The 19,086-nt window shown below is 61.4% G+C and carries 15 protein-coding genes and 1 pseudogene; 10 read left to right on the plus strand and 6 right to left on the minus strand.

Features of this window, described 5'->3' with window-relative positions:
* Positions 1-77 precede the first annotated feature (77 nt).
* The 4 genes from ACUIAF_RS06955 (at position 78) to ACUIAF_RS06970 (ending at position 3,815) form a co-directional block, all read left to right on the plus strand.
* Positions 78-641 (plus strand): hypothetical protein, encoded by a 564-nt coding sequence (locus tag ACUIAF_RS06955; protein WP_445338343.1) that lies wholly within the window; start codon positions 78-80, stop codon positions 639-641.
* 199 nt (positions 642-840) lie between these two features.
* Complete coding sequence (gene ftsY / locus ACUIAF_RS06960; RefSeq protein WP_445339182.1) at positions 841-2,007, plus strand: signal recognition particle-docking protein FtsY; 1,167 nt, start codon at positions 841-843, stop codon at positions 2,005-2,007.
* A gap of 186 nt (positions 2,008-2,193) precedes the next feature.
* A complete protein-coding gene (locus ACUIAF_RS06965) occupies positions 2,194-3,459 on the plus strand; it encodes an ammonium transporter (RefSeq protein ID WP_110417747.1) in 1,266 nt (421 codons plus the stop codon).
* 17 nt (positions 3,460-3,476) lie between these two features.
* Positions 3,477-3,815, plus strand: coding sequence for a P-II family nitrogen regulator (locus tag ACUIAF_RS06970; RefSeq protein WP_110417746.1), 339 nt, complete (start codon positions 3,477-3,479; stop codon positions 3,813-3,815).
* A 152-nt stretch (positions 3,816-3,967) separates the two neighbouring features.
* Here the strand turns inward: ACUIAF_RS06970 and ACUIAF_RS06975 are convergent, their stop codons facing one another.
* A complete protein-coding gene (locus tag ACUIAF_RS06975) occupies positions 3,968-5,359 on the minus strand; it encodes an MATE family efflux transporter (protein WP_445339183.1) in 1,392 nt (463 codons plus the stop codon).
* Between the two features lie 416 nt (positions 5,360-5,775).
* Here ACUIAF_RS06975 and dnaB point away from each other — a divergent pair, with 416 nt between their 5' ends.
* The 5 genes and pseudogenes from dnaB (at position 5,776) to ACUIAF_RS07000 (ending at position 11,743) form a co-directional block, all read left to right on the plus strand.
* On the plus strand, positions 5,776-7,116 hold the full coding sequence (dnaB, locus tag ACUIAF_RS06980) for a replicative DNA helicase (RefSeq protein ID WP_445339184.1): 1,341 nt from the start codon (positions 5,776-5,778) through the stop codon (positions 7,114-7,116).
* 2 nt (positions 7,117-7,118) lie between these two features.
* Positions 7,119-8,510, plus strand: a complete 1,392-nt coding sequence (locus tag ACUIAF_RS06985; RefSeq protein ID WP_445338345.1) for a MurT ligase domain-containing protein — start codon at positions 7,119-7,121, stop codon at positions 8,508-8,510.
* A 26-nt stretch (positions 8,511-8,536) separates the two neighbouring features.
* Positions 8,537-9,343 (plus strand): type 1 glutamine amidotransferase, encoded by an 807-nt coding sequence (locus ACUIAF_RS06990; RefSeq protein WP_445338346.1) that lies wholly within the window; start codon positions 8,537-8,539, stop codon positions 9,341-9,343.
* Between the two features lie 217 nt (positions 9,344-9,560).
* Positions 9,561-9,821: pseudogene (locus tag ACUIAF_RS06995) on the plus strand (phasin family protein); the annotation flags it as partial.
* A 212-nt stretch (positions 9,822-10,033) separates the two neighbouring features.
* Positions 10,034-11,743, plus strand: a complete 1,710-nt coding sequence (locus tag ACUIAF_RS07000; RefSeq protein WP_198216367.1) for an ABC1 kinase family protein — start codon at positions 10,034-10,036, stop codon at positions 11,741-11,743.
* Positions 11,744-11,798: 55 nt separating this feature from the next.
* Here ACUIAF_RS07000 and ACUIAF_RS07005 read toward each other — a convergent pair whose 3' ends face one another.
* Complete coding sequence (locus ACUIAF_RS07005; protein WP_445338347.1) at positions 11,799-12,659, minus strand: aldo/keto reductase; 861 nt, start codon at positions 12,657-12,659, stop codon at positions 11,799-11,801.
* Between the two features lie 182 nt (positions 12,660-12,841).
* On the opposite strand from ACUIAF_RS07005, the gene ACUIAF_RS07010 reads away from it, so the two are divergent.
* Positions 12,842-13,924 (plus strand): glycerophosphodiester phosphodiesterase family protein, encoded by a 1,083-nt coding sequence (locus ACUIAF_RS07010; protein ID WP_445338348.1) that lies wholly within the window; start codon positions 12,842-12,844, stop codon positions 13,922-13,924.
* On the opposite strand, the gene ACUIAF_RS07015 is transcribed toward ACUIAF_RS07010, so the two are convergent.
* The 4 genes from ACUIAF_RS07015 to ACUIAF_RS07030 form a co-directional block, all read right to left on the minus strand.
* Positions 13,893-15,968, minus strand: coding sequence for an FtsX-like permease family protein (locus ACUIAF_RS07015; RefSeq protein WP_445338350.1), 2,076 nt, complete (start codon positions 15,966-15,968; stop codon positions 13,893-13,895). The genes ACUIAF_RS07010 and ACUIAF_RS07015 overlap by 32 nt on opposite strands.
* A 407-nt stretch (positions 15,969-16,375) precedes the next feature.
* A complete protein-coding gene (upp, locus tag ACUIAF_RS07020; protein ID WP_015022561.1) occupies positions 16,376-17,014 on the minus strand; it encodes a uracil phosphoribosyltransferase in 639 nt (212 codons plus the stop codon).
* Between the two features lie 248 nt (positions 17,015-17,262).
* Complete coding sequence (locus tag ACUIAF_RS07025; protein ID WP_445339185.1) at positions 17,263-17,958, minus strand: thymidine phosphorylase; 696 nt, start codon at positions 17,956-17,958, stop codon at positions 17,263-17,265.
* A 13-nt stretch (positions 17,959-17,971) separates the two neighbouring features.
* Entirely contained in the window at positions 17,972-19,051 is a 1,080-nt protein-coding gene (locus ACUIAF_RS07030) for an NUDIX hydrolase (RefSeq protein WP_198217298.1), read from the minus strand.
* Positions 19,052-19,086: the final 35 nt, after the last annotated feature.

Here is a 19,086-nt window from a genome sequence, read left to right on the forward strand (position 1 = left end):
CCTGCCAGTGTGAAAGAGACCGATAGATTCCTCGTGTCTTAGCGCGTCTGAGGGGTTCTTCTGAGAGAATGGCAGGTATGGTCTGGCTGATTGTCCTGGTATGGGTGCTTGTGGTTGCGGCATTCATCGTATTTGTCATGCGCTTGGCGCTTGGTGAGTCCCAGGACCGTGCCTTCTCCCAGTCTCTGGATGAGCGTGTACGTCGGGCCGCCCGCCGTCAGCAGGAACGAGAGAATAAACTGCCACGTATAGCAGGAGGGCACCTGTCTTTCGCTCCTGGTTCGGGCGAGGATGCGCCAACCGCTGAAGACCGCGCACATCCCTATCCGGTCTATGTCAATGCATCCTCCGTGGTGGAGGTTCGGGGTATGCTGGCCTCCGATTCCACAGACGAGATCAATGTGCCTCCGCCACCAAGCAGCGATTCTTCATCATCGGTCAATCCGAGACAGAAGAATAATGCCATGCAGTCGGCTTCCGCGGCCTCTGGGCCTCCAACCCCCAGGAACTCCACCCTACGATCATCCAGCCCTGAGCCTTCGCGTCCGCAGCGGTGGGAGCCTCAGCCCACCACCTCCGACATCATGCCTGCAGTCAAGAACGGTTCACAGACGGGAAAGAGTCATCCGAGCGGAAAGTGACCGCTCTTGATGACCGTTCGTGTCCCTTTTCGCCTTTAGGCTGGTACCTATGACAACACAGCAGATCCTTATTCTTATCGCGGTGTTGATCGTCCTGGTGCTGGCGGTGGTCGGCATCGTGGCGGTCCGCAAACGCCGGTCCCAGGGGGATTCCGCGCGCTCTGGCAGGGCGGAAGAGCCTGGTGACGGTAGATCCTCTTTGTCCCCGAAATCGGCGGCTTCTGCGGCAAAGAGTCAAGCTGAAAGCCAACCTGGCGCTTCCCGAAAATCTTCGTCGGATGGCCAGGCAATCCAATCTGCCTCGTCTGCATCGGGTGCATCCCCAAATCCAGACGCTTCTACGGGTTCCGGCGCAGTTGATTCAAAGGCATCCATTCAGTCTTCCTCGGCCGGCCAGGAAGCACCGTCAGCGCAGGAGGAGCTGGCTCACCCGGAGGCATCTGCATCCCGTATGACCAGACTCAAGGCCAGACTGGCCAAGAGCCCCAACCCCTTTGGCAAGGCCCTCTTTGCCATTCTGACCAAGGATCATCTGAGCGAGTCCGACTGGGAGGATGTGGAAGACACCCTGCTCATGGCGGATGTGGGTGCCGAGGCCAGCGAACAGCTGGTGAAGCAGCTGCGCGACGATGCTCGGATTACAGGGCAGAAGGATCCTGCAGCAGTGCGTCGTGGCCTTCGTCAGCGCCTGATCGATCTGGTTGATCCCGATATGGACCGAACTCTTGTGGCTGCCCGACCCCGGGCCAACAGGCCGTCGGTCATTATTATGGTGGGCGTCAACGGCACCGGCAAGACCACCACGGCGGGCAAGCTGGCCAGGCTTTTCGTGGCCGATGGCAAGTCAGTGGTCATGGGTGCCGCCGATACCTTCCGCGCCGCCGCCGCTGACCAGCTGGAAACCTGGGGCGGCAAGGTGGGTGTGCCCGTGGTCCGCAGCGACCGTGACGGTGCTGACCCTGCCTCCGTGGCCTTCGAAGCCGCCGAACGAGCCAAAAATGATCAGGCAGATGTTCTCATTGTGGATACGGCCGGCCGTCTACAGAACAAGGCCAATCTGATGGACCAACTGGGCAAGATCCGGCGGGTGATCGAGAAGAACCTGCCCGTGGACGAGGTCCTGCTGGTTTTGGATGCTACCACCGGGCAGAACGGGATGATCCAGGCCCAGGTTTTCGCCCAGGCCATCGGGGTCACGGGCATTGTCCTGACCAAGCTGGACGGCTCGGCCAAGGGCGGCATTGTCATATCTGTCCAGCGGGAGCTGGGTGTGCCAGTCAAGCTGGTCGGGCTGGGTGAGGGCCCTGACGATCTGGCCGTTTTCGACCCCGAGTCCTTTGTCGACGGCATTCTGGGAGACGAGTAGTCCGGTCCGTTGGTCATAAGGTGGTCATCCAATAGTCACCCGGAGGTAATGCGACGGTGACCTGACCGTCATCCTCTTCCTGTTTGATGAATCGGGAAGTGGAAGAGAATCTGACGTAGGCTGTCCGGAGGGGAGTCCCCTTTATCGGGGATTGCTCGCCCGGATGGGGAAAAGAGAGGTGTAGGCATGGATTCTGGAAATGCTGCCTGGATGCTGATAGCGGCATCCTTGGTTTTCCTGATGACTCCAGCAGTGGCTTTCTTCTATGGGGGTATGGTCCGAGCCAAGGCTGTGCTCAACATGATGATGATGTCCACGCTGGCCATTGCTGTGACCGGGTTCATTTGGACCCTCTGGGGATGGTCGATTTCCTTTGCAGGCAAGGATATCGGAGGTGTCTTCGGCGACCCTATCACCGGTTTCCTGCTCAAGGACACGGTCACAGCCAAGGATGGGGTCTTCACCTCGCTTGATTCTGCAAACGCTGCCTACCCGCATACGATAGACATCGCCTTCCAGGCCGCCTTTGCCATGATCTGCGTGGCTCTGATCTCGGGAGCCCTGGCAGAGCGAGTCAAGATCAGCACCTGGATGATCTTCGTGGCCCTCTGGATCACCTTGGATTACGCGCCCATGGCCCACATGGTCTGGAATCACGGGCTTTTGGCTGCCGATGGACCCATCTCCAACGCCATCGGAGCTCAGGCGCACGACTTCGCAGGCGGTACGGTCATTCACATCAACGCTGCAGTGGCAGCCCTGGTCATTGTGCTCATCATCGGCAGGCGAATCGGCTTCCCCAAGGAGTCAATACGCCCCCACAATGTGCCCATGGTCATGCTGGGTGCCTTCCTGCTCTGGTTCGGCTGGTTCGGCTTCAATGCCGGGTCTGCCTTCGCCGCCAACGGCACGGCTGGATATGCCTGGGTTTCCACGACCATAGCCGCCAGCGGCGCCACCTTGGGCTGGCTCTTTACTGAACGGATTCGCAGCGGGCACTACACCGCCATGGGTGCCGCATCCGGCATGGTCGCCGGTCTGGTGGCCATCACTCCGGCAGCTGACGTGGTTTCCCCGCTCTGGGCCATGGTCATCGGCCTCTTGGCTGGTTTCGTCTGCTGCCTGGCCTGCGGGCTCAAGTTCCGTTTCGCCTATGACGACTCCTTGGATGTGGTAGGCATCCACGGTGTGGGTGGTTTCTTGGGCACTGTGCTGATAGGCTTCTTTGGTACCGGCACGGGCTTCCTGGCCGGCGGCAATTTCCGGCAGCTGCTGGTTCAGTTCCTGGTCGCGGTGATTGCGATCATCTACGCAGCGGTAGTCACTGGTGTGATCGCCTTTGCACTGGAGAAGACCATTGGTTGGCGGGTCAGCAAGGATCAGGAGGTCATCGGCGTCGATCAGAGCGATCAGGGTGAGAGCGCCTACGACTTCGGGTCCATTCTGAACTGATCAGAAAGGAAGGCAGCATGAAACTCATTACCGCCATCATTCAGCCTGGGCGGCTGGATCAGATTAAACAGGCCCTGAGTGAGGTCGGCGTGCACGGCATGACCGTCTCGTCAGCCCAGGGCTATGGTCGGCAAGGCGGCCATAAGGAGGTCTACCGGGGCAGCACTGTCAAGGTGGATCTGGTTCCCAAGGTGCGCCTGGAGGTGCTGACCGAGGATCAACGGGTCGACGAGCTGGTCGACACCATCGTCCAAGCCGCCGCCACCAACACCGTGGGTGACGGCAAGGTCTGGGTGCAGACCCTGGACTCGGTTATCAGGGTTCGTACTGGGGAGACCGGCGTAGACGCCATCTAAGACAGCCACCTGCTGCCGTCTGTATGGTCGTTTTCCTGTGCTGACCAGTTTCGCAGGATCTCGTCGCTGTGGCCAATTTCATGGTCTAGCTGTCGGGATCCTGCTTTTTCTATGTCTGGGATTTCCTTGTCTGAGTCGTTGAGAATGGCTCTTCACGCTTGGCTGGTCTGGTCGATTGTCCCCATCCAGACATCAGTGCGCGTTCTCAAGCCATTGCAGATGGCCCTGACGCCGATGAAGAGGACATTGAGAACGGCCCAGAGCATGGCTATCCGCCAGGTGGGTATCCAGTTCATGGCCAGAGTCGTCATGCCCAGCAGTCCGATCACATAGATCACAGCCGTCAGGGAGCAGGTGGCTGCCAGGTAGCGATAGTCCCCGGCCCCGATCAGAATCCCGTCCAGTGCCCACATCCATCCGGCGACGGGCATGAAGACCCCTTGGACGATCATCCCTACGGTGATCAGCGACCTGATGGCTGGCGTTGGACTAAACAGTGGAGCGGCGAAGAGGCCCAGAGCGATCATGACCAGTCCGACCAGCACTCCCATGGCCATGCCGGCCTTGGCTGACAGATCGGTCATGACCCGTGCCCGTGACCGCTGTCCGGCACCCAGCTCGGTGGCTACCAGTGACTGACCGGCGATGCCCACGGCATCCAACATGTTCAGTCCGAAGTTCCAGGCTGAGTTGACCCCCTGGTAGGCAGCCAATACCTGCTCGCCCAGGTGGGCTGCAGCCACCACGGTCATGAAGAGGCAGACCCGCAGGGCCAGGGTCCGCAGGAAGAGCGGGAAACCGTCGCCCATGCTGGCCGCCATTCCTGAGAGCCGAGGCCGCAGTTGGGCGCCTTCCCGACGGGCCCAGACCAGGGCGGGGATGGTCAGGAAGAGCCCCATGGCCCACTCGGCGATCAGGGTGGCCAGGCCGGAGCCCAGAATGTCCATGTGCAGGCCGAAGACCAGAAGGACCTCCAAGGCGGTGTTGAGGATGGCGCCTGATACAGCGGCCACCAGGGTGATCTTTACCTTTTGCAGTCCCCGGAAGATGCCGTTGGCCGCATAGACCATAAGCATGGCCGGAAGACCGAAGACCAGGGCATTCAGGTAGGTCTGCGCTGCCTGCAGGACCGGCCCGCGGGCTCCCATCAGGCTGCAGATGGGCCGGCTCAGAGCCAGGAGCAGGGCGCAGACGACCAGGCCGATGACGAAGGCCAGCCACATGCCGTCCACGCCGGCCTGCATGCCCTCCCTGCGGCGGCCTGCGCCCATGAGTCGGGCCACCTGGGAGGTGGTCCCGTAGGCCAGAAAGATGCACAGGCCCACGGTGGTCAGCACCACAGTGGATCCGATGGAGAGCCCGGCCAGGGCCGAGTCGCTGATGTGGCCCACGATGGCGGTGTCGATCATGACGAAGAGCGGGGAGGCGATCAGCTGGCCGAAGGTGGGTATGGCCAGTCCGGCAATGGTCCGGTAGGTCGCCCGCCGCTCTTCCGGCGTGATTGATCCGGTCTTGGTTTCGGTGATGTTCCTGTGGCTGCGCATGGACGCCATGCTAGTGCTCTGGACTGAAGACACAACCCCTGAAAGCCAGTCCATGGACGCCCTGCCGGCAGATGACGTATCACCAAACAGCCCTGAGTGCAAGCTGGATTGATGATGTGGAAGACTGTCCCCAAGTTTTGCACAGAGTTATACCCATGAGGTGGATAAGTTGCACACATGTCCTCTAGGACACGCCTTGAATGTGGATAACTTATTTTTCTGTACACATACAGGAGCAGCCCTGTGCCCGTCCAGTACGGTCGGCGCGTCCTGGTGAATGCCTTGGGTGAAATACGTTTCTTAGAGCTGTCAAGGACGGTCCTCTTCGTAGAATCGTGGCTATGGCTTCCGACGACTACACCGACTACACCCATCCCGAACAGCGTCCAACCGATCATGCCCAGACCGGCCGTGACATGCTCTTCGATCGGGTGCCCCCGCATGACGACGATGCGGAGATGGCTGTGCTGGGCGGCATGCTCATGAGCAAGGACGCCATCGGCGAGGTCAGCCAGATGATCGAAATATCCGACTTCTATCAGCCCAAGCATCAGACCATCTACGAGGCCATCGTCACCCTCTTTTCGGCCTCTCAGCCGGTGGACGCGGTCCTGGTGGCCAACGAGCTGCTCAAGTCCGGCGACCTGGAGAAGGTGGGGGGCACCGATTATCTGCACTCCCTGGTGGCTTCGGTCCCCACGGCCGCCAACGCCACCTACTATGCCGAGATCGTCCACCAGCGGGCCATCCTGCGCAATGTGATTGCGGCCGGCACCAAGATCGCCCAGCTGGGCTATTCGGCCGAGGGCTCCCAGGCGGAGGACATCGTCAACCTGGCCCAGGCCGAGGTCTACGAGATGAGCGTGGGCAGGGTCCGCCAGGATTACGAGGCCATCGGTCCAGTCGTCCATGACACCCTGGATCAGCTGGACAAGCTGCAGAACGGCGACTTGGAGCGGGGCGTGCCCACCGGTTTCAAGAGCATCGACGACGTGACCCAGGGCCTGCAGCCCGGGCAGATGATTGTGGTGGCAGGCCGCCCGGCCATGGGCAAGTCCACCCTGGGCATCGACTTCGCACGCGCCGCAGCCCTCCACAACAACATGACCACGGTGGTCTTCTCCCTGGAGATGAGCAAGACCGAGCTGGCCCAGCGCATCATCTCGGCCGAGACCGACATTCCTCTGGTGGCCCTGCGCCGGGCGGATGACATCACCCCTGAGCGCTGGAACACCCTGAACACCTTCTGGAGCAGACTCCAGGACGCCCCGCTCTTCCTGGACGATTCGCCCAACATGAGTCTGATGGAGATCCGCGCCAAGTGCCGCCGGCTCAAGCAGACCAACGATCTGAAGCTGGTGGTCATCGACTACCTGCAGCTGATGACCTCGGGCAAGCGGGTCGAATCCCGCCAGCAGGAGGTCTCCGACTTCTCGCGCGCACTGAAGCTGCTGGCCAAGGAGCTGGAGGTTCCGGTGGTGGCGCTGAGCCAGCTCAACCGTGGTCCTGAGATGCGCAACGACAAGAAGCCCATGCTCTCCGACCTGCGCGAGTCCGGTTCCATCGAGCAGGATGCCGACGTGGTCTTCCTGGTCCACCGACCGGACTTCTACGACAAGGAGGACCGTCCGGGCGAGGCCGACATCATCCTGGCCAAGCACCGCAACGGCCCCACCGACACCTTCAAGCTGGCCTTCCTGGGCGAGAAGTCCAAGTTCAAGGACATGCCCCAGGACTACCAGCAGGGAGGGGTCTGATCATGAGGTCCACGACTTCCAAGGCGCAGCCTGCCGATCAGCCTGATCGTCCCCGTCGGCCTTGGCGTTCGCTCCTGGCGCTTCTGGTCGGCAAGGCGGTGCGCCTCGTTTCACGGCTATCCCATCATGGCGGTTCGGCCCTGCCTGGCAAGGTGGTGGAGCGGATCGACCCGGGCTTCCTGGCCAGGACCCTGTCGGGGCTGCCCCGTGGTGTGGTTTTGGTATCGGGGACCAATGGCAAGACCACCACCACCAGGATGGTGGCCTCCATGTTGGAGTCCCTGGGCCTCAAGGTCTTCACCAATCCGACCGGGTCCAACTTCACCCGGGGCGTGGTCTCGGCCTTGGTTTCCACTCTGGGGCTCTCCGGCCGGCTGCATGCCGATATTGCCGTCCTGGAGTTGGACGAGGCCTATGCGGTCCACTTTGTGCGGCAGGTCAAGCCCCGCTACGCCCTCCTGCTCAATGTCATGCGTGACCAGCTGGACCGGTTTGGGGAAATCGATACTACTGCCCAGTTGCTGGGTCAGGTGGCCCAGGCCACCACGGGCACGGTGGTCCTCAACCGGGAGGATCCGCGCGTCGCAAGCCTGGCCGCCCAGACGCCGGCCCAGACCGGTGTGGCCTACTTTGGTCTGTCGGACGATCTGCTGAGGTATTTCCCCACCGATGACGATATGCATGCCTCGGATCGGGATGCTGATGGCGCCCGTGCGGACAGCGCTCCCCGTCCGGTCCGCCATGGTCACCGGCTGCCAGCCGAGGTGACCCTGGAACGGGTCATGGACCACAGGGCTGCCTTTCGCCTGGACGGACGGATCCTGGAGACCGACCTGCGTCTTGAAGGTGTCTATAACCTCTACAATGCGGCTGCTGCTTTGGCGCTGGTGAGAGTCGTTCTGGAGGACAGGGAACCTGATGATGCAGCGCTCATGGATGCCCTGTCCAAAGTGACGCCCGCCTTCGGCCGCGGGGAGGTCATCACTTATCAGGGCGCGCCGGTTGAGCTGGTCCTTGTCAAGAACCCCATGGGCTTCCGACTGGCCCTGTCCTCCTTCGACCCCTCCGGCCAGGACACCATGATCGCCATCCGGGACGAGTATGCGGACGGGCGTGACATGAGCTGGCTCTGGGATGTGGACTTCACCTCGCTCAGGGATACCGGCGTAGCTATGGTTTCCGGCACCCGGGCCTATGACATGGCCCTGCGTCTGGCCTATGACCAGGTGCCCACGGATGCGATTGAGACCGACCTGGATCGGGCGCTGACGGCCTTCCTTGAGGTGCACCCAGGGCGGCCCAAGCGAATCTACTGCACTTACACCTCCATGCTCCGGCTTCGATCAGCCCTCGGCAGGATCACTAGCGTTGACGATGCCGGGGTGGGCGCATGAGCGAGCGAACCGGAAGGAGCGCAGGAATGCCGCAGACTCAGGATAGGGCCAAGGTCGAGGCCCTGGGAGACCATCCGCCGCTGCAAATCCTCTCCCTCTACCATCGTGACATGAACATCTATGGGGATTCGGGCAACATTCTCAGCGTGACCCGTAGGGCTGAGCTGTATGGGTTCCGCCCCATGGTCCGCTATTACGATCCTGGCGATGCCTGGCCGGAGCGGATTGATGTGATTCTGGGCGGCGGCGGTCAGGACCATGGCCAGGAGCGCATTATCGACGACCTGCGTGGGCGGGGCGGGCTTCTGCGCGATCTGGCCGACCAGGATGTGCCGATGCTGATGATCTGCGGACTCTATCAGCTTTTCGGCCATTATTTTGAGACCTCAGACCATGAGCGCCTGGAGGGGGTCGGCATCCTTGACGTGCATACCATTGCCAAGTCCGAGCGGATGATTGGCAACCTGGTGGAGCAGGCAGAGGACTTCGGCAGGGTGGTCGGGTATGAGAACCACTCTGGTCTGACCTACCTGGGGGAGGGGGCCCATCCACTGGGCATGGTGACTGAGGAAGGCCGCGGCAACAACGGCAGGGACCACACCGAGGGTGCCCGATGGAAGAAGGTCATCGGCACCTACATGCATGGGTCGCTGCTGCCGAAGAACCCGGCCATTACGGATTTCCTCATCGAGGGTGCAGCCGACAGGCGGTACGGCCAGGGCACCTTCGTCCAGATGAAGACTGCCATGGACGAGAAGAGCCGGAGCGAACTGGAGCGTCTGGATTCCCTGGCTGATCAGGCCAGCCGTATCGCTGCCTCCAGGCCCAGATAAAGAGGAACCTGCGGTTCCGTCTGCGGGTCCTGCACAGATTTTGATGAGCGATCGTAGGGTAATGCCAGGGGAAAGGCGTTGCGGTTCCTCTTGCCACGGTGTCGAATCGGATTGGTCAATGATAACCAGCTAGACTGTAAAGAGAGACGGCCGCTCGTCTCTTGGCGGTCTAAAGGGCCCGGTACTTCAAGGGCGTATGAATGCTGGGAGGCATATCATGTCGGATTTGCATATCGGTGATGGATTGCACAAGGTACTTCTGGCTGGCATCGGAGCGCTGGCCACAGGCGTGGAGAAGGGCCAGGAGGTCATTGACAACCTGGTCAAGAAGGGCGAGCTGACGGTCGAGCAGGGGAAGATTCTCAATACTGAGCTCAAGCGCAACAAGCAAAACCGTCCCGCTCCAGCACCTGCACCTGCACCTGCTGACAGTACACCTGCTGCTCCGGCCCCAGCTGCCGGAGCGCCCAGGCCTGCGACTCATGTTGCTCCTGATTCCCGCCGTCCCGACCACGAGCCCCTGGCGCCAATGCCGAATCGTCGGTCCGGGTCCATCCCCATCACCTCCAATGATCCCATCGCAGGTCAGCAGGGCTGAAAGCAGTCGATTACTGTCAGCGTCGGTCGTCTGCGTCGGAATGTCTGCCGCTGGTCGGTCATGCGGATAAAGGACGCAGGTGAGTGGTGAGTATGGATGCCATGAACGGACATGATGCCCCGGTACAGACCATTGGCCTCTTCGGGGTCGGCACGGGAGAGCAGCAGGGGGCAGCGGGAAGGATTCGTCACAGGCGTGGCAGGGCTCGCCGACTGGCCGAGATGATCCGCATCGCCAACCGGTTCGACATCATCCACGGCCTGACCCCGGTCACCATGCGCCGCATGTTCGAGGCGCTCGGGCCCACTTTCGTCAAGGTGGGCCAGATTCTCTCCATGCGTTCGGAAATCCTGCCGGAGGCCTTCTGCCGTGAGCTCTCCAAGCTGCGCGCCGACGCGGATCCCATCCCTTATTCGGTGGTGACCGGAACCCTGGCCGCCGAGTATGGCCGTCCACTCGACCAGATCTTCTCCTCCATAGACCCTGTTCCGCTGGGGTCGGCTTCCCTGGCACAGGTACACCGGGCCCGCCTGGTCAGCGGTGAGGACGTGGCCGTCAAGGTTCAGCGTCCAGGGATTCAAGAGACCATGGCCCAGGACATTGACATTATGCGCAGCATTGTCAAGTGGGCATCCCGGTTCATCCGCAGCACCCAGGTGATTGACATTCGCGGGGTGGTCGAGGAGCTCTGGGAGACCTTCCAATCCGAAGTCGATTTCCAGCAGGAGGCTGAGAATCTGGCGGAGTTCAAGGATTTCTGTGCCTCATACGCCTACATCGACTGCCCGAAGCCCTATCCCGAACTGTGCACCAGGCATGTGGTGGTGATGGAGTACATCGACGGGATATCCCTCTCACGGCCTGCCCAGCTGGTGGCCCAGGGCTATGACCTGAAGGAGATCGGCACCAAGCTGGTCGACAACTATGCCACCCAGATCATGGATCGGGGCTTCTTTCACGCCGATCCTCACCCCGGCAACATCATCATCCGCGATGGCTGCATAGTCCTGATCGACCTGGGGATGGTCGGTCGCCTGGACAAGGTGACCAAATCTGCCCTTAAGGACATGATTTTTGCAGTAGGCCGTGAGGATTCACCAGCCCTGGCCCAGGGGCTGCTCCGCTTCGCCGGCACGGGAGAGGCCCGGGCCGAGGATTACCCCTATCTCCTGGCCGACCTGGATGCGGTCGTCCAGCGGTTCGGCAAGCTGGACCTGGCCGATTTGGACATCGCCGAATACGTCAATGCCGTGATGAAGCTGGCCGCCCGGCATGGCATCAAGGTGCCGGGGTCGGTGACCATGGTGGCGCGGTGCCTGGTCACCCTTGAAGGACTCTTGGATGAGTTCCTGCCCGAGGCCAATATCGTGCAGATCATCACCGATCATGTCGTCTATAGCATGGGCACGGGATCCATCCTCAAGGAGGAGGCCCGGAAGCTTGGCATCCAGAGTGACCTGGCTCTGCATGGCCTTTTGGGCGCCCTGGCTGAGTCCCAGACCGCAACCAAGATGCTGACACGGGGGCAGCTTCGGGCCAATGTGCAGCTGGTAGGCTCCGAGGAGCCCTTGCAGCAGCTGTCCGACATGGTCAACAGGCTGACCATGGCCCTGATCGTCGTCGGCCTCTATGTGGGCTCTTCAATCGTCTACTTCGCCCGCATCAAGCCGGTGGTCTTCGGTATCCCGGTGGTCAGCATGCTGGGCTATGTGGTGGCTTTCATTCTTTCGGTCTGGATAGTCCTGGACATCCTGATCAAGCACCGGGCCCTCAAGCGTCGGCGACGCAACGGCGAAGCCTAGGCTGAGAGCCCGTCCATCCTGCACAGATATGGATATAGAACTGTCTGATGCTGAATCAGCCGGCGAAGTCCTCCACGGTTTCAGGTGATTCGTGGTTCATGAAGGCGGATTTGCCGGTGTCCATGGCCCGCAGCCGGTCCATCTCCTGGTCGCTGAGCTGGAGGTCCCAGATGTCGAGGTTCTCGCGCATGCGCTCGCGGTGGGTGGTCTTGGGGATGACGATGACCCCGTCCTGAACCAGGAAGCGCAGGGCCACCTGGGCTGCGGTCCGGCCGTGCGCCTGCCCGATCTCGGTCAGGGTCGGGTTGGTGAACATCCCCTGGCGGCCTTCGGCGAAGGGTCCCCAGGATTCGATCCGGGTGCCGTACTTATCCATGTAGGCGCGCTCCCGGGGACGCTGGTGGAAGACGTGGGTCTCCAGCTGGTTGACAGCCGGGACGATTCTATTGAACTTGACCAGGTCCACATACCGGTCGGCATAGAAGTTAGAGACGCCGATGGCTCGCAGGACCCCCTGGTCGTAGAGGTCCTCAAGGGCGTGCCAGGCTGCGTAGTAGTCGTTGAAGGGCTGGTGGAGGAGGACCAGGTCCAGGTGGTCAGTGCCCAGCTTCTTCATGGACTCCTCGACCGAGGCCTTGGTTTTGTCGTATCCGTAGTTGGTGATCCAGACCTTGGTGGTCAGGAAGACCTGGTCGCGGTCGAGGCCGCTCTGGGCCAGGGCCTCTCCGACGGCCTGCTCGTTTCCATAGGCCTGGGCCGTGTCGATGGCCCGGTATCCGGTCTCCAGGGCATCCAGGACTGAGCGGCGGCATTCGTCCAGGTCGGCGATCTGGTAGACGCCGAAGCCCTCCATGGGCATGAGGACGCCGTTGTTGAGCTTGACGGACGGGACGGAAGTGGATGAATCATTCTGCATGGTATTGTGCTTCTTTCTTGTCAGATTGCTTGGCTGAACTGGCTGAGGGGCAGAGAATGCCTTTGTGGTCTGCTGGTTCAAGGATAGGGCCTTGAAGCAGTCTGAAGTCAAGCCGGCAAAGCGCGTCCAGCCTCCTGCGATGCTAGCGTGGGTAGTGGAATAGCTGATGGCTGGAGGCGATGATGGGGTCCAAAGTACGATTGGCCGGCAAGGTCGCGCTGGGTCTGGGATTGGGGGTTTTGGGGGCCTGGTGCTGGGCCCTGGCTCCTGGCCTTTCGGTGGTCGCTGGCAGGAGAAAGCCTGTCGGACTGTCGCTGCATCCATATGCTCATAGGGGTCTGCATGATGCTGGCTCTGGGATGGAGACGACCAATCCCAATCCTGGCCAGTCCGCCTACCTGCACCGTATTCATGAATGCCTGAAGGTTGCGTCCGGCAGGCCCTTGGGCAGGCATGCCTCGGCTCCGGCCAACCCACGTCGGGTGGTGGCGCCCGAAAATTCGCTGGCTGCCTTCGAAGCGGCCTGCAGGGCCGGCTATGGAATCGAGTTGGACGTTCATCTCAGCCGGGACGGCCAGGTGGTGGTCATCCACGATGGGGACCTGCGGCGGGTGGCTGGCGTCAACCGAGCAGTGGCGGACCTGACCTGCGATCAGCTGCGGAGGATCCCCCTGTCCCCAAGCCCTGCCCAGGCTCTTGAGTCCGGGGAAGGAATTCCTGGCTCTGCCGACCACGATGGCGGTCCCGAAACGGAGGGCGGGGACGGGGGCCTCAACGATCCCGAGGCGCAGCATGTGCCTCTTCTGTCCGAGGTGCTCGCTCTGGTGGATGGCCGGGTGCCCTTGGTCGTCGAGATCAAGATGGACAGGGGCTTGGATCGGGAGCTCATGCGTCGGACCGATGCCCTCCTGTCCAGGTACCAGGGCCCCTATGTAATTGAGTCCTTCAACGTCCTGGCCCTTGCCTGGTATCGGGTTCACCACCCAGGCGTCACCAGGGGGCAACTGGTCGTCCCCTACCATGGCCGGGTGGACTCCCGCTCATCGGCCCTGCGCTGGATGGCCGGGTCCCTCCTCTTCAACTGGTTGGGGCGGCCGGACTTCGTGGCCTGCGAGTGGCACAGCGGGCACTCACTGCCCATGCGTCTCTATCGGTTCCTAGGTGGAACGCCCATTGCCTGGACCGTCCGCTCCGAGCATGCGCAGGAGGAGGCCAGTCCGGACTTTGATGGGATTATCTTCGAGTCGTATCTGCCCGAGAGCTGAACCAGCTATACAGGCCTGAGGCCGCAGCGGCCAGGCCTATCGCCCAGAGGGCCATGATTAGGAAGTAGCCGTAGGGGAGAGGCACGGCGCTCATGTCTATCTGGTCGGACAACTGGTGAAAGATGACGGCCAGTACCCCCGCCATGGCCAGGGCCGAAAGAAGGATGGCCGAAAGGGCATCGATTACTGACTCCCAAATCGAAGAGCAGACCAATGTTCCACGTGAAACACCAGCAGCCTGCATTCTCCGATTCTCCTGGCGACGCTCATTGACTGCGATGGTACATGCCTGGATCAGGAATATGGCCGTCAGGACGATGGCACCGTTCGCTATCTGGGGCATGGCCCGTTGCACCTTCTGTGACCTTTGGATGTTGGAACGAATGTACTCCTTCTTGGTGCAGGCCTTGATGCCCTTCCTGTCCCATGAAGCATTGAGTTGACTGATCAGATTGCCTGTCCGAACTCCTGGGGCGGTCCTGGCTAGGGTGGTCGATCCACTGTTGTCGGGCGCCAGTTGCGACAGGTCTGCATCCGTCATCAGGTATTCGCCCGTCTGCCCTGTCGGGGTCATATCGACTACGGCGGTGATGGTCAGCGTATGGCCTTTGTCGTACCTGTCGATCAGAGTCAGCTTGCGACCAATAGGGTTTTTCTCCTGGGTGCGGCCACTTGCAATAACGGCGATCTTGCCCGGCCCCAGGTCAGCAGCGGAGCCCTTGATGAAGATCGGACTAATGGTATTGACGCTCTTGCCTGCTTTGTTGACGTGCATAGCCATGACGGAAGGTTCGTCATTGCCGCCATTATCTTCCTTGTCCGCAGTTGTCCAGGATCCCTCGCTATAGGTGACTGCGGATTCGATGTCTACAATGGACCGAAGTCGGCGATCCAGGTCTCTTGGATCATTGGTCTCTGCGTTGATCATGGTTTCGGCAGCGATCGGCTTATACCGGCTTATGGCTTCTTGTGCCCAGCCGGATCGTCCCAGGGCTATAAATCCGGTTACGATGACCAGCATCAGTATGATCGGCACTGCTACGGCGGTGGAGCTCCGGTTTTCCTTCCGCGCCCTTTGCCGCGCCAGGAGACCGGCGCCTCGGAAGGCCAGTTGGAAGGGGATGCCGATCAGGTTGGCACAGGCCGGAACCAGGACAGGGGCCAGGGCGCCGATGATGACGAGCAGACAGCCGGTCGAGGCCATGATCTGGATTTCAATGTCCATGCCCTTGAAGCGATGATAGACCATGGCCAGTCCTCCAGCCAGGCCGGCCAGGGCGATTATCAGGCGAAGAGGACCGATTGACTTGGTCCCTGACCGATTTCCCGAGTCCTGCAGGGCCTCGATGGGAGAGATCGCGGTAATCCTCCTGGCAGCGAACCAGGTTCCCAAGAGGCCTGCCAGGAGTATCCCTACGAAAGTGAAGAAAATTCCCATGGGGTGGGGATGCGCGGTCATTTCCAGCGCTTCAAAGCCTGAGTTGATTAGGGACTTGGCGAATGCGGGCACCAGCAGGCATCCCGCCAAACTGCCCAGGAGGGCGGCCAAACCTACCGGAATCATGAATTCCAGTAGGGAGATGAATCTCACGGTCCTGGGAGAGGCGCCTGAAAGCCGCATCATGGCATACTCGCGACGACGGCGCTCGATCAGGAACCCCACAGAAGTGATGACCAGGAAGATGGAGACGAACCCGCATATGCAGGCGTACCCTATGGATATCAGTGCAGCGCCGTCTTGGAAGGACAGGGTCATAGCGCGGTCGTAGGAATTCATTGCGCGTGTATCCGGCATTCCGTCGCCCTTCCGAGCGGCAATGGCTACCTGGACCCAGGCGCTGGTAAGGACCGAAGCGGCCATGACCGCCAGGACCATGACCGTGTAGGAGGACCGATGCTCATGCAGGAAGGAACGCACCAGGGAGGCTAGGCCAGGAGTGCGTGCCTCGGTTCGACCTGCGGTTTGCGAGCCGCCCCCGCCCACCGGTCCTGAGGCACCGGTTCCTGTGATTGATCCACCCAGGGAAAGGGACTTGCCCTCCATGGTGTGCTCCTTTCTCGCCCTTGAATGCTGCTGTTCTTATTGCAACACCGGGAGATAGCCCACTCAGGGTGTTTTCAGGGTCAGACCAGGGGGAGAACCAGGGTGGCGATCAGCGACTAGGTATTCTCGTGCGAAAGGTAAGTGCAAGTGGCAAGAAAAAGAAGGCGGGAGGATTGCAGATGTGATGACTGATTCACTAAGCTCCATGGCATTGCAGAGCCGGCAGTTTCTATAGCGACGACTTCATAGCGAACCTATCCTCGCTTACGGGGTAGGGGAGGGAAGCCTAGTCCATTTTGCACAGCATCCGCCGGGACGGCCATCGAACACCGTTGAAAAAAGGACCCGAATCGTGCAGATTCGGGTCCTAGTCAGGTATGGGGTTCGTGCCCCGTCAGTTCGTTGGATCAGTCGATGACGCCGTAAAGGCGGTCGCCGGCATCGCCCAGGCCAGGCACGATGTAGGCGTGCTCGTTCAGCTTCTGATCGACTGCGCAGACCACCACCTTGAGGTTGATGGAGGGGTCCATCTCCTCCTTGAGGCGGTTCAGGCCCTCGGGAGCGGCCAGAATGTTGATGGAGGTCACGTCCTTGGCGCCGCGCTCGGCAAGGTATTTGGTGGCGGCGATCAGGGTGCCGCCGGTGGCCAGCATGGGATCCAGCAGGAAACACTGACGCCCGGAGAGGTCCTCCGGCAGGCGGTTGGCGTAGGTGATGATGTCCAGAGTGTTCTCGTCGCGCTTGAGACCAAGGAATCCGACCTCGGCGGTTGGCAGCAGCCGGGTCATGCCGTCAAGCATGCCCAGTCCGGCGCGCAGAATGGGGACCACCATGGGGCGTGGGGAGCAGAGCTTCTTGCCCACCATGGGAGCGACAGGGGTCTCGATGGGGTGATCTTCGATGTCCAGATTGCGGGTGGCCTCGTAGGCCTCAAGCATGACCAGTTCGCTGATCAGCTCGCGGAAGGTGTTGGAAGGGGTGTTTTTGTCCCGCAGTACGGTCAGCTTGTGCTCGATCAGCGGGTGTTCCAGTACGTGAAGTTCCATACCTCTCAGCGTAGCTCAGCGGGTCGGCTTCTGGTAGCGACCGGCAAGCCATGCTGCCTTTGATTTGGGAATGGAAATGAAAACGCCGAACCATGCAAGCGCCTGTCGGCGCAAACGCCGCTCGCAGCGGCAACAAACGGAGCCCGGGGCTTAACCATGATCCGGCGCAGTCCCCATTGTAGGGCATGCCGGGGTCTGATCTGTGTTCACGGCGCGCTTACGCTTCCGGCTTGAAAGGGTGGCGGGTTCTACTCCAGCCGTCCCCGCCGCCAGAGTGAGGCGCCACGCATGAAGTCGCGGGCCGTCTGATTGAGGGAATTGACGGTGCGCTGCGCCGCATCCACCTCCTTGGCCTCCTGGTCGTCCAGCTGTCGGTTTTGGGCATCCCGGATGGTGGTCTTGATGCCGCGGGTGATTACGTCGCAGAAGGCTCCGGCCCGTTCCAGGGCTATGGCGAAGTCGCCGGTGAAAGCTCCGGAGAGGATGGAGTCGGCGGTTCGGATGATGTCATCGGCCTCCGGGGCCTGATCCACGCCGGCGATGGCTGATGCTGCGGTGTCTGTGGGTTCGCCCAGCCGCCACAGGCGGCTGATTCCATCAGCGTCCTTACGCATCCAGCTGCGAAGCATGTAGAGCCGCCAAAGAATGCCAGGCAGAGAGTCGGGGTCACTGTCGCTCCAGAGCTCGGCCACTATATCCACGCCCTCTCGGTCGACCAGGGTCAGGACTCGTTTGACGATGGCCGGGTCGGCGCTGTGGTGGACCCGGTCCAGCAGGGAGGCTGCTGACACATGGCTCATCTCGCTGATCTGCTGCGGGTCCATACCTCCGGAGAGCTGGTCGGCGATGGCCGGATCCAGCTGGCCAGGGCGTGAAGGACGCGATGCTCCGGTGCCGGAGGCTACGAATCCCGTGCGGGAGGAGCGGATTGAGGATGAACCGATTCTGGAGTTGCTGTCAGTAGACAATGGGAGTCACCTTCTGTATGTCGATGATGGTCGGATGATTGGGGTCGCCGGTCAGACTGAGGACGACGGCGTTGCCGGTGGGCATGAAGGGGGAGTCATCGGGCAGCCGTTTGGACAGCGATCCGCTGGAGCATAGCCCGCGCAGCTTCTCGAAGACTCCTCCCAGGACAGGGCGATGCATGCAGATCATGATGGTTCTGTTACCTGTCAGCAGGTCGGCCATCTGCCCGTCCAGCCAGGTGTGGGCCTGGTCTGGGCGTCGGTGGTAGGAGGACTCCGTCAGACAGGTCACCATCTCTATGGGCAGGCCTACCTCGTCGGCGTAGGGTCGCAATGTCTGCACACAGCGGATCCAGGGGGAGGACAGGAGGTTGTCGGGCGCGAAGCAGGCCAGCTCACGAGCCAGGGCATAGGAGGTGCCGGCACCCCTGGGGGTCAGGGGACGATTCGCGTCCTTGCCTGTCCACTCCTTCCGGGCCACAGCCTTGCCGTGGCGGACGATGATCAACTGACGAGCCCGGATGCCTCCCTGCTCCACCCGATCCACGAAGGCGTCCAGTATGGTTCTGTCGCTGGGGTGGGTCAATAGTTTGCGGGCTTCTGAGGCTCCAACCCATCGTATCTGGTCGACTTCCCTGGAATCAGGCCGGTGGATAGGTCCCAGTAGTGCACTTTGACCGGCGGCGTGCTCCGAGTCGGTCGGCGTGGCCATCCAGTAGCAGATGTGTTTGAGCCTGCCGCCTTTGCCGCCCCGACTCCGGCCCTCGTTGTTCAGCGGATATTCGGCATCTCCCAGGTATGGCCCCAGCCGGACAAGACAGCCGGTCTCCTCGCCCACCTCGCGCACGGCCGCCCGCATGTGGGTCTCACGGTTCTCCAGCTTGCCCTTGGGCCAGCTCCAGTCGTCGTACTTGGGACGATGGACCAGGCAGAGCTCCAGCTCATCGAGGTCGGAGCGTGGGCTGGCTCCTGGTGCTGCTCGGCCGTCGTCGCTGAATTTCATCCATCCCTGGAAGCTTGTGCGCCACCGGTAGAGGATGGCTCCGGCTGCCTCGACCGTCCTGCTCATGGCCGGGCGCCATCCCAATCGTCCGCATTGGCGGC

The organism is Bifidobacterium sp. ESL0822 (genome assembly GCF_052606675.1).

Coding starts and splice junctions, on each gene's coding strand:
- upp (WP_015022561.1), bottom strand. CDS start 17,014: ATGGAACTTCACGTACTGGAACACCCGCTGATCGAGCACAAGCTGACC.
- ACUIAF_RS06985 (WP_445338345.1), top strand. CDS start 7,119: ATGAGGTCCACGACTTCCAAGGCGCAGCCTGCCGATCAGCCTGATCGT.
- ACUIAF_RS07030 (WP_198217298.1), bottom strand. CDS start 19,051: ATGAGCAGGACGGTCGAGGCAGCCGGAGCCATCCTCTACCGGTGGCGC.
- ACUIAF_RS07010 (WP_445338348.1), top strand. CDS start 12,842: ATGGGGTCCAAAGTACGATTGGCCGGCAAGGTCGCGCTGGGTCTGGGA.
- ACUIAF_RS07005 (WP_445338347.1), bottom strand. CDS start 12,659: ATGCAGAATGATTCATCCACTTCCGTCCCGTCCGTCAAGCTCAACAAC.
- ACUIAF_RS07000 (WP_198216367.1), top strand. CDS start 10,034: ATGGATGCCATGAACGGACATGATGCCCCGGTACAGACCATTGGCCTC.
- ACUIAF_RS06965 (WP_110417747.1), top strand. CDS start 2,194: ATGGATTCTGGAAATGCTGCCTGGATGCTGATAGCGGCATCCTTGGTT.
- dnaB (WP_445339184.1), top strand. CDS start 5,776: ATGCTCTTCGATCGGGTGCCCCCGCATGACGACGATGCGGAGATGGCT.
- ACUIAF_RS06990 (WP_445338346.1), top strand. CDS start 8,537: ATGCCGCAGACTCAGGATAGGGCCAAGGTCGAGGCCCTGGGAGACCAT.
- ACUIAF_RS06955 (WP_445338343.1), top strand. CDS start 78: ATGGTCTGGCTGATTGTCCTGGTATGGGTGCTTGTGGTTGCGGCATTC.
- ACUIAF_RS06970 (WP_110417746.1), top strand. CDS start 3,477: ATGAAACTCATTACCGCCATCATTCAGCCTGGGCGGCTGGATCAGATT.
- ACUIAF_RS07015 (WP_445338350.1), bottom strand. CDS start 15,968: ATGGAGGGCAAGTCCCTTTCCCTGGGTGGATCAATCACAGGAACCGGT.
- ACUIAF_RS06975 (WP_445339183.1), bottom strand. CDS start 5,359: ATGCGCAGCCACAGGAACATCACCGAAACCAAGACCGGATCAATCACG.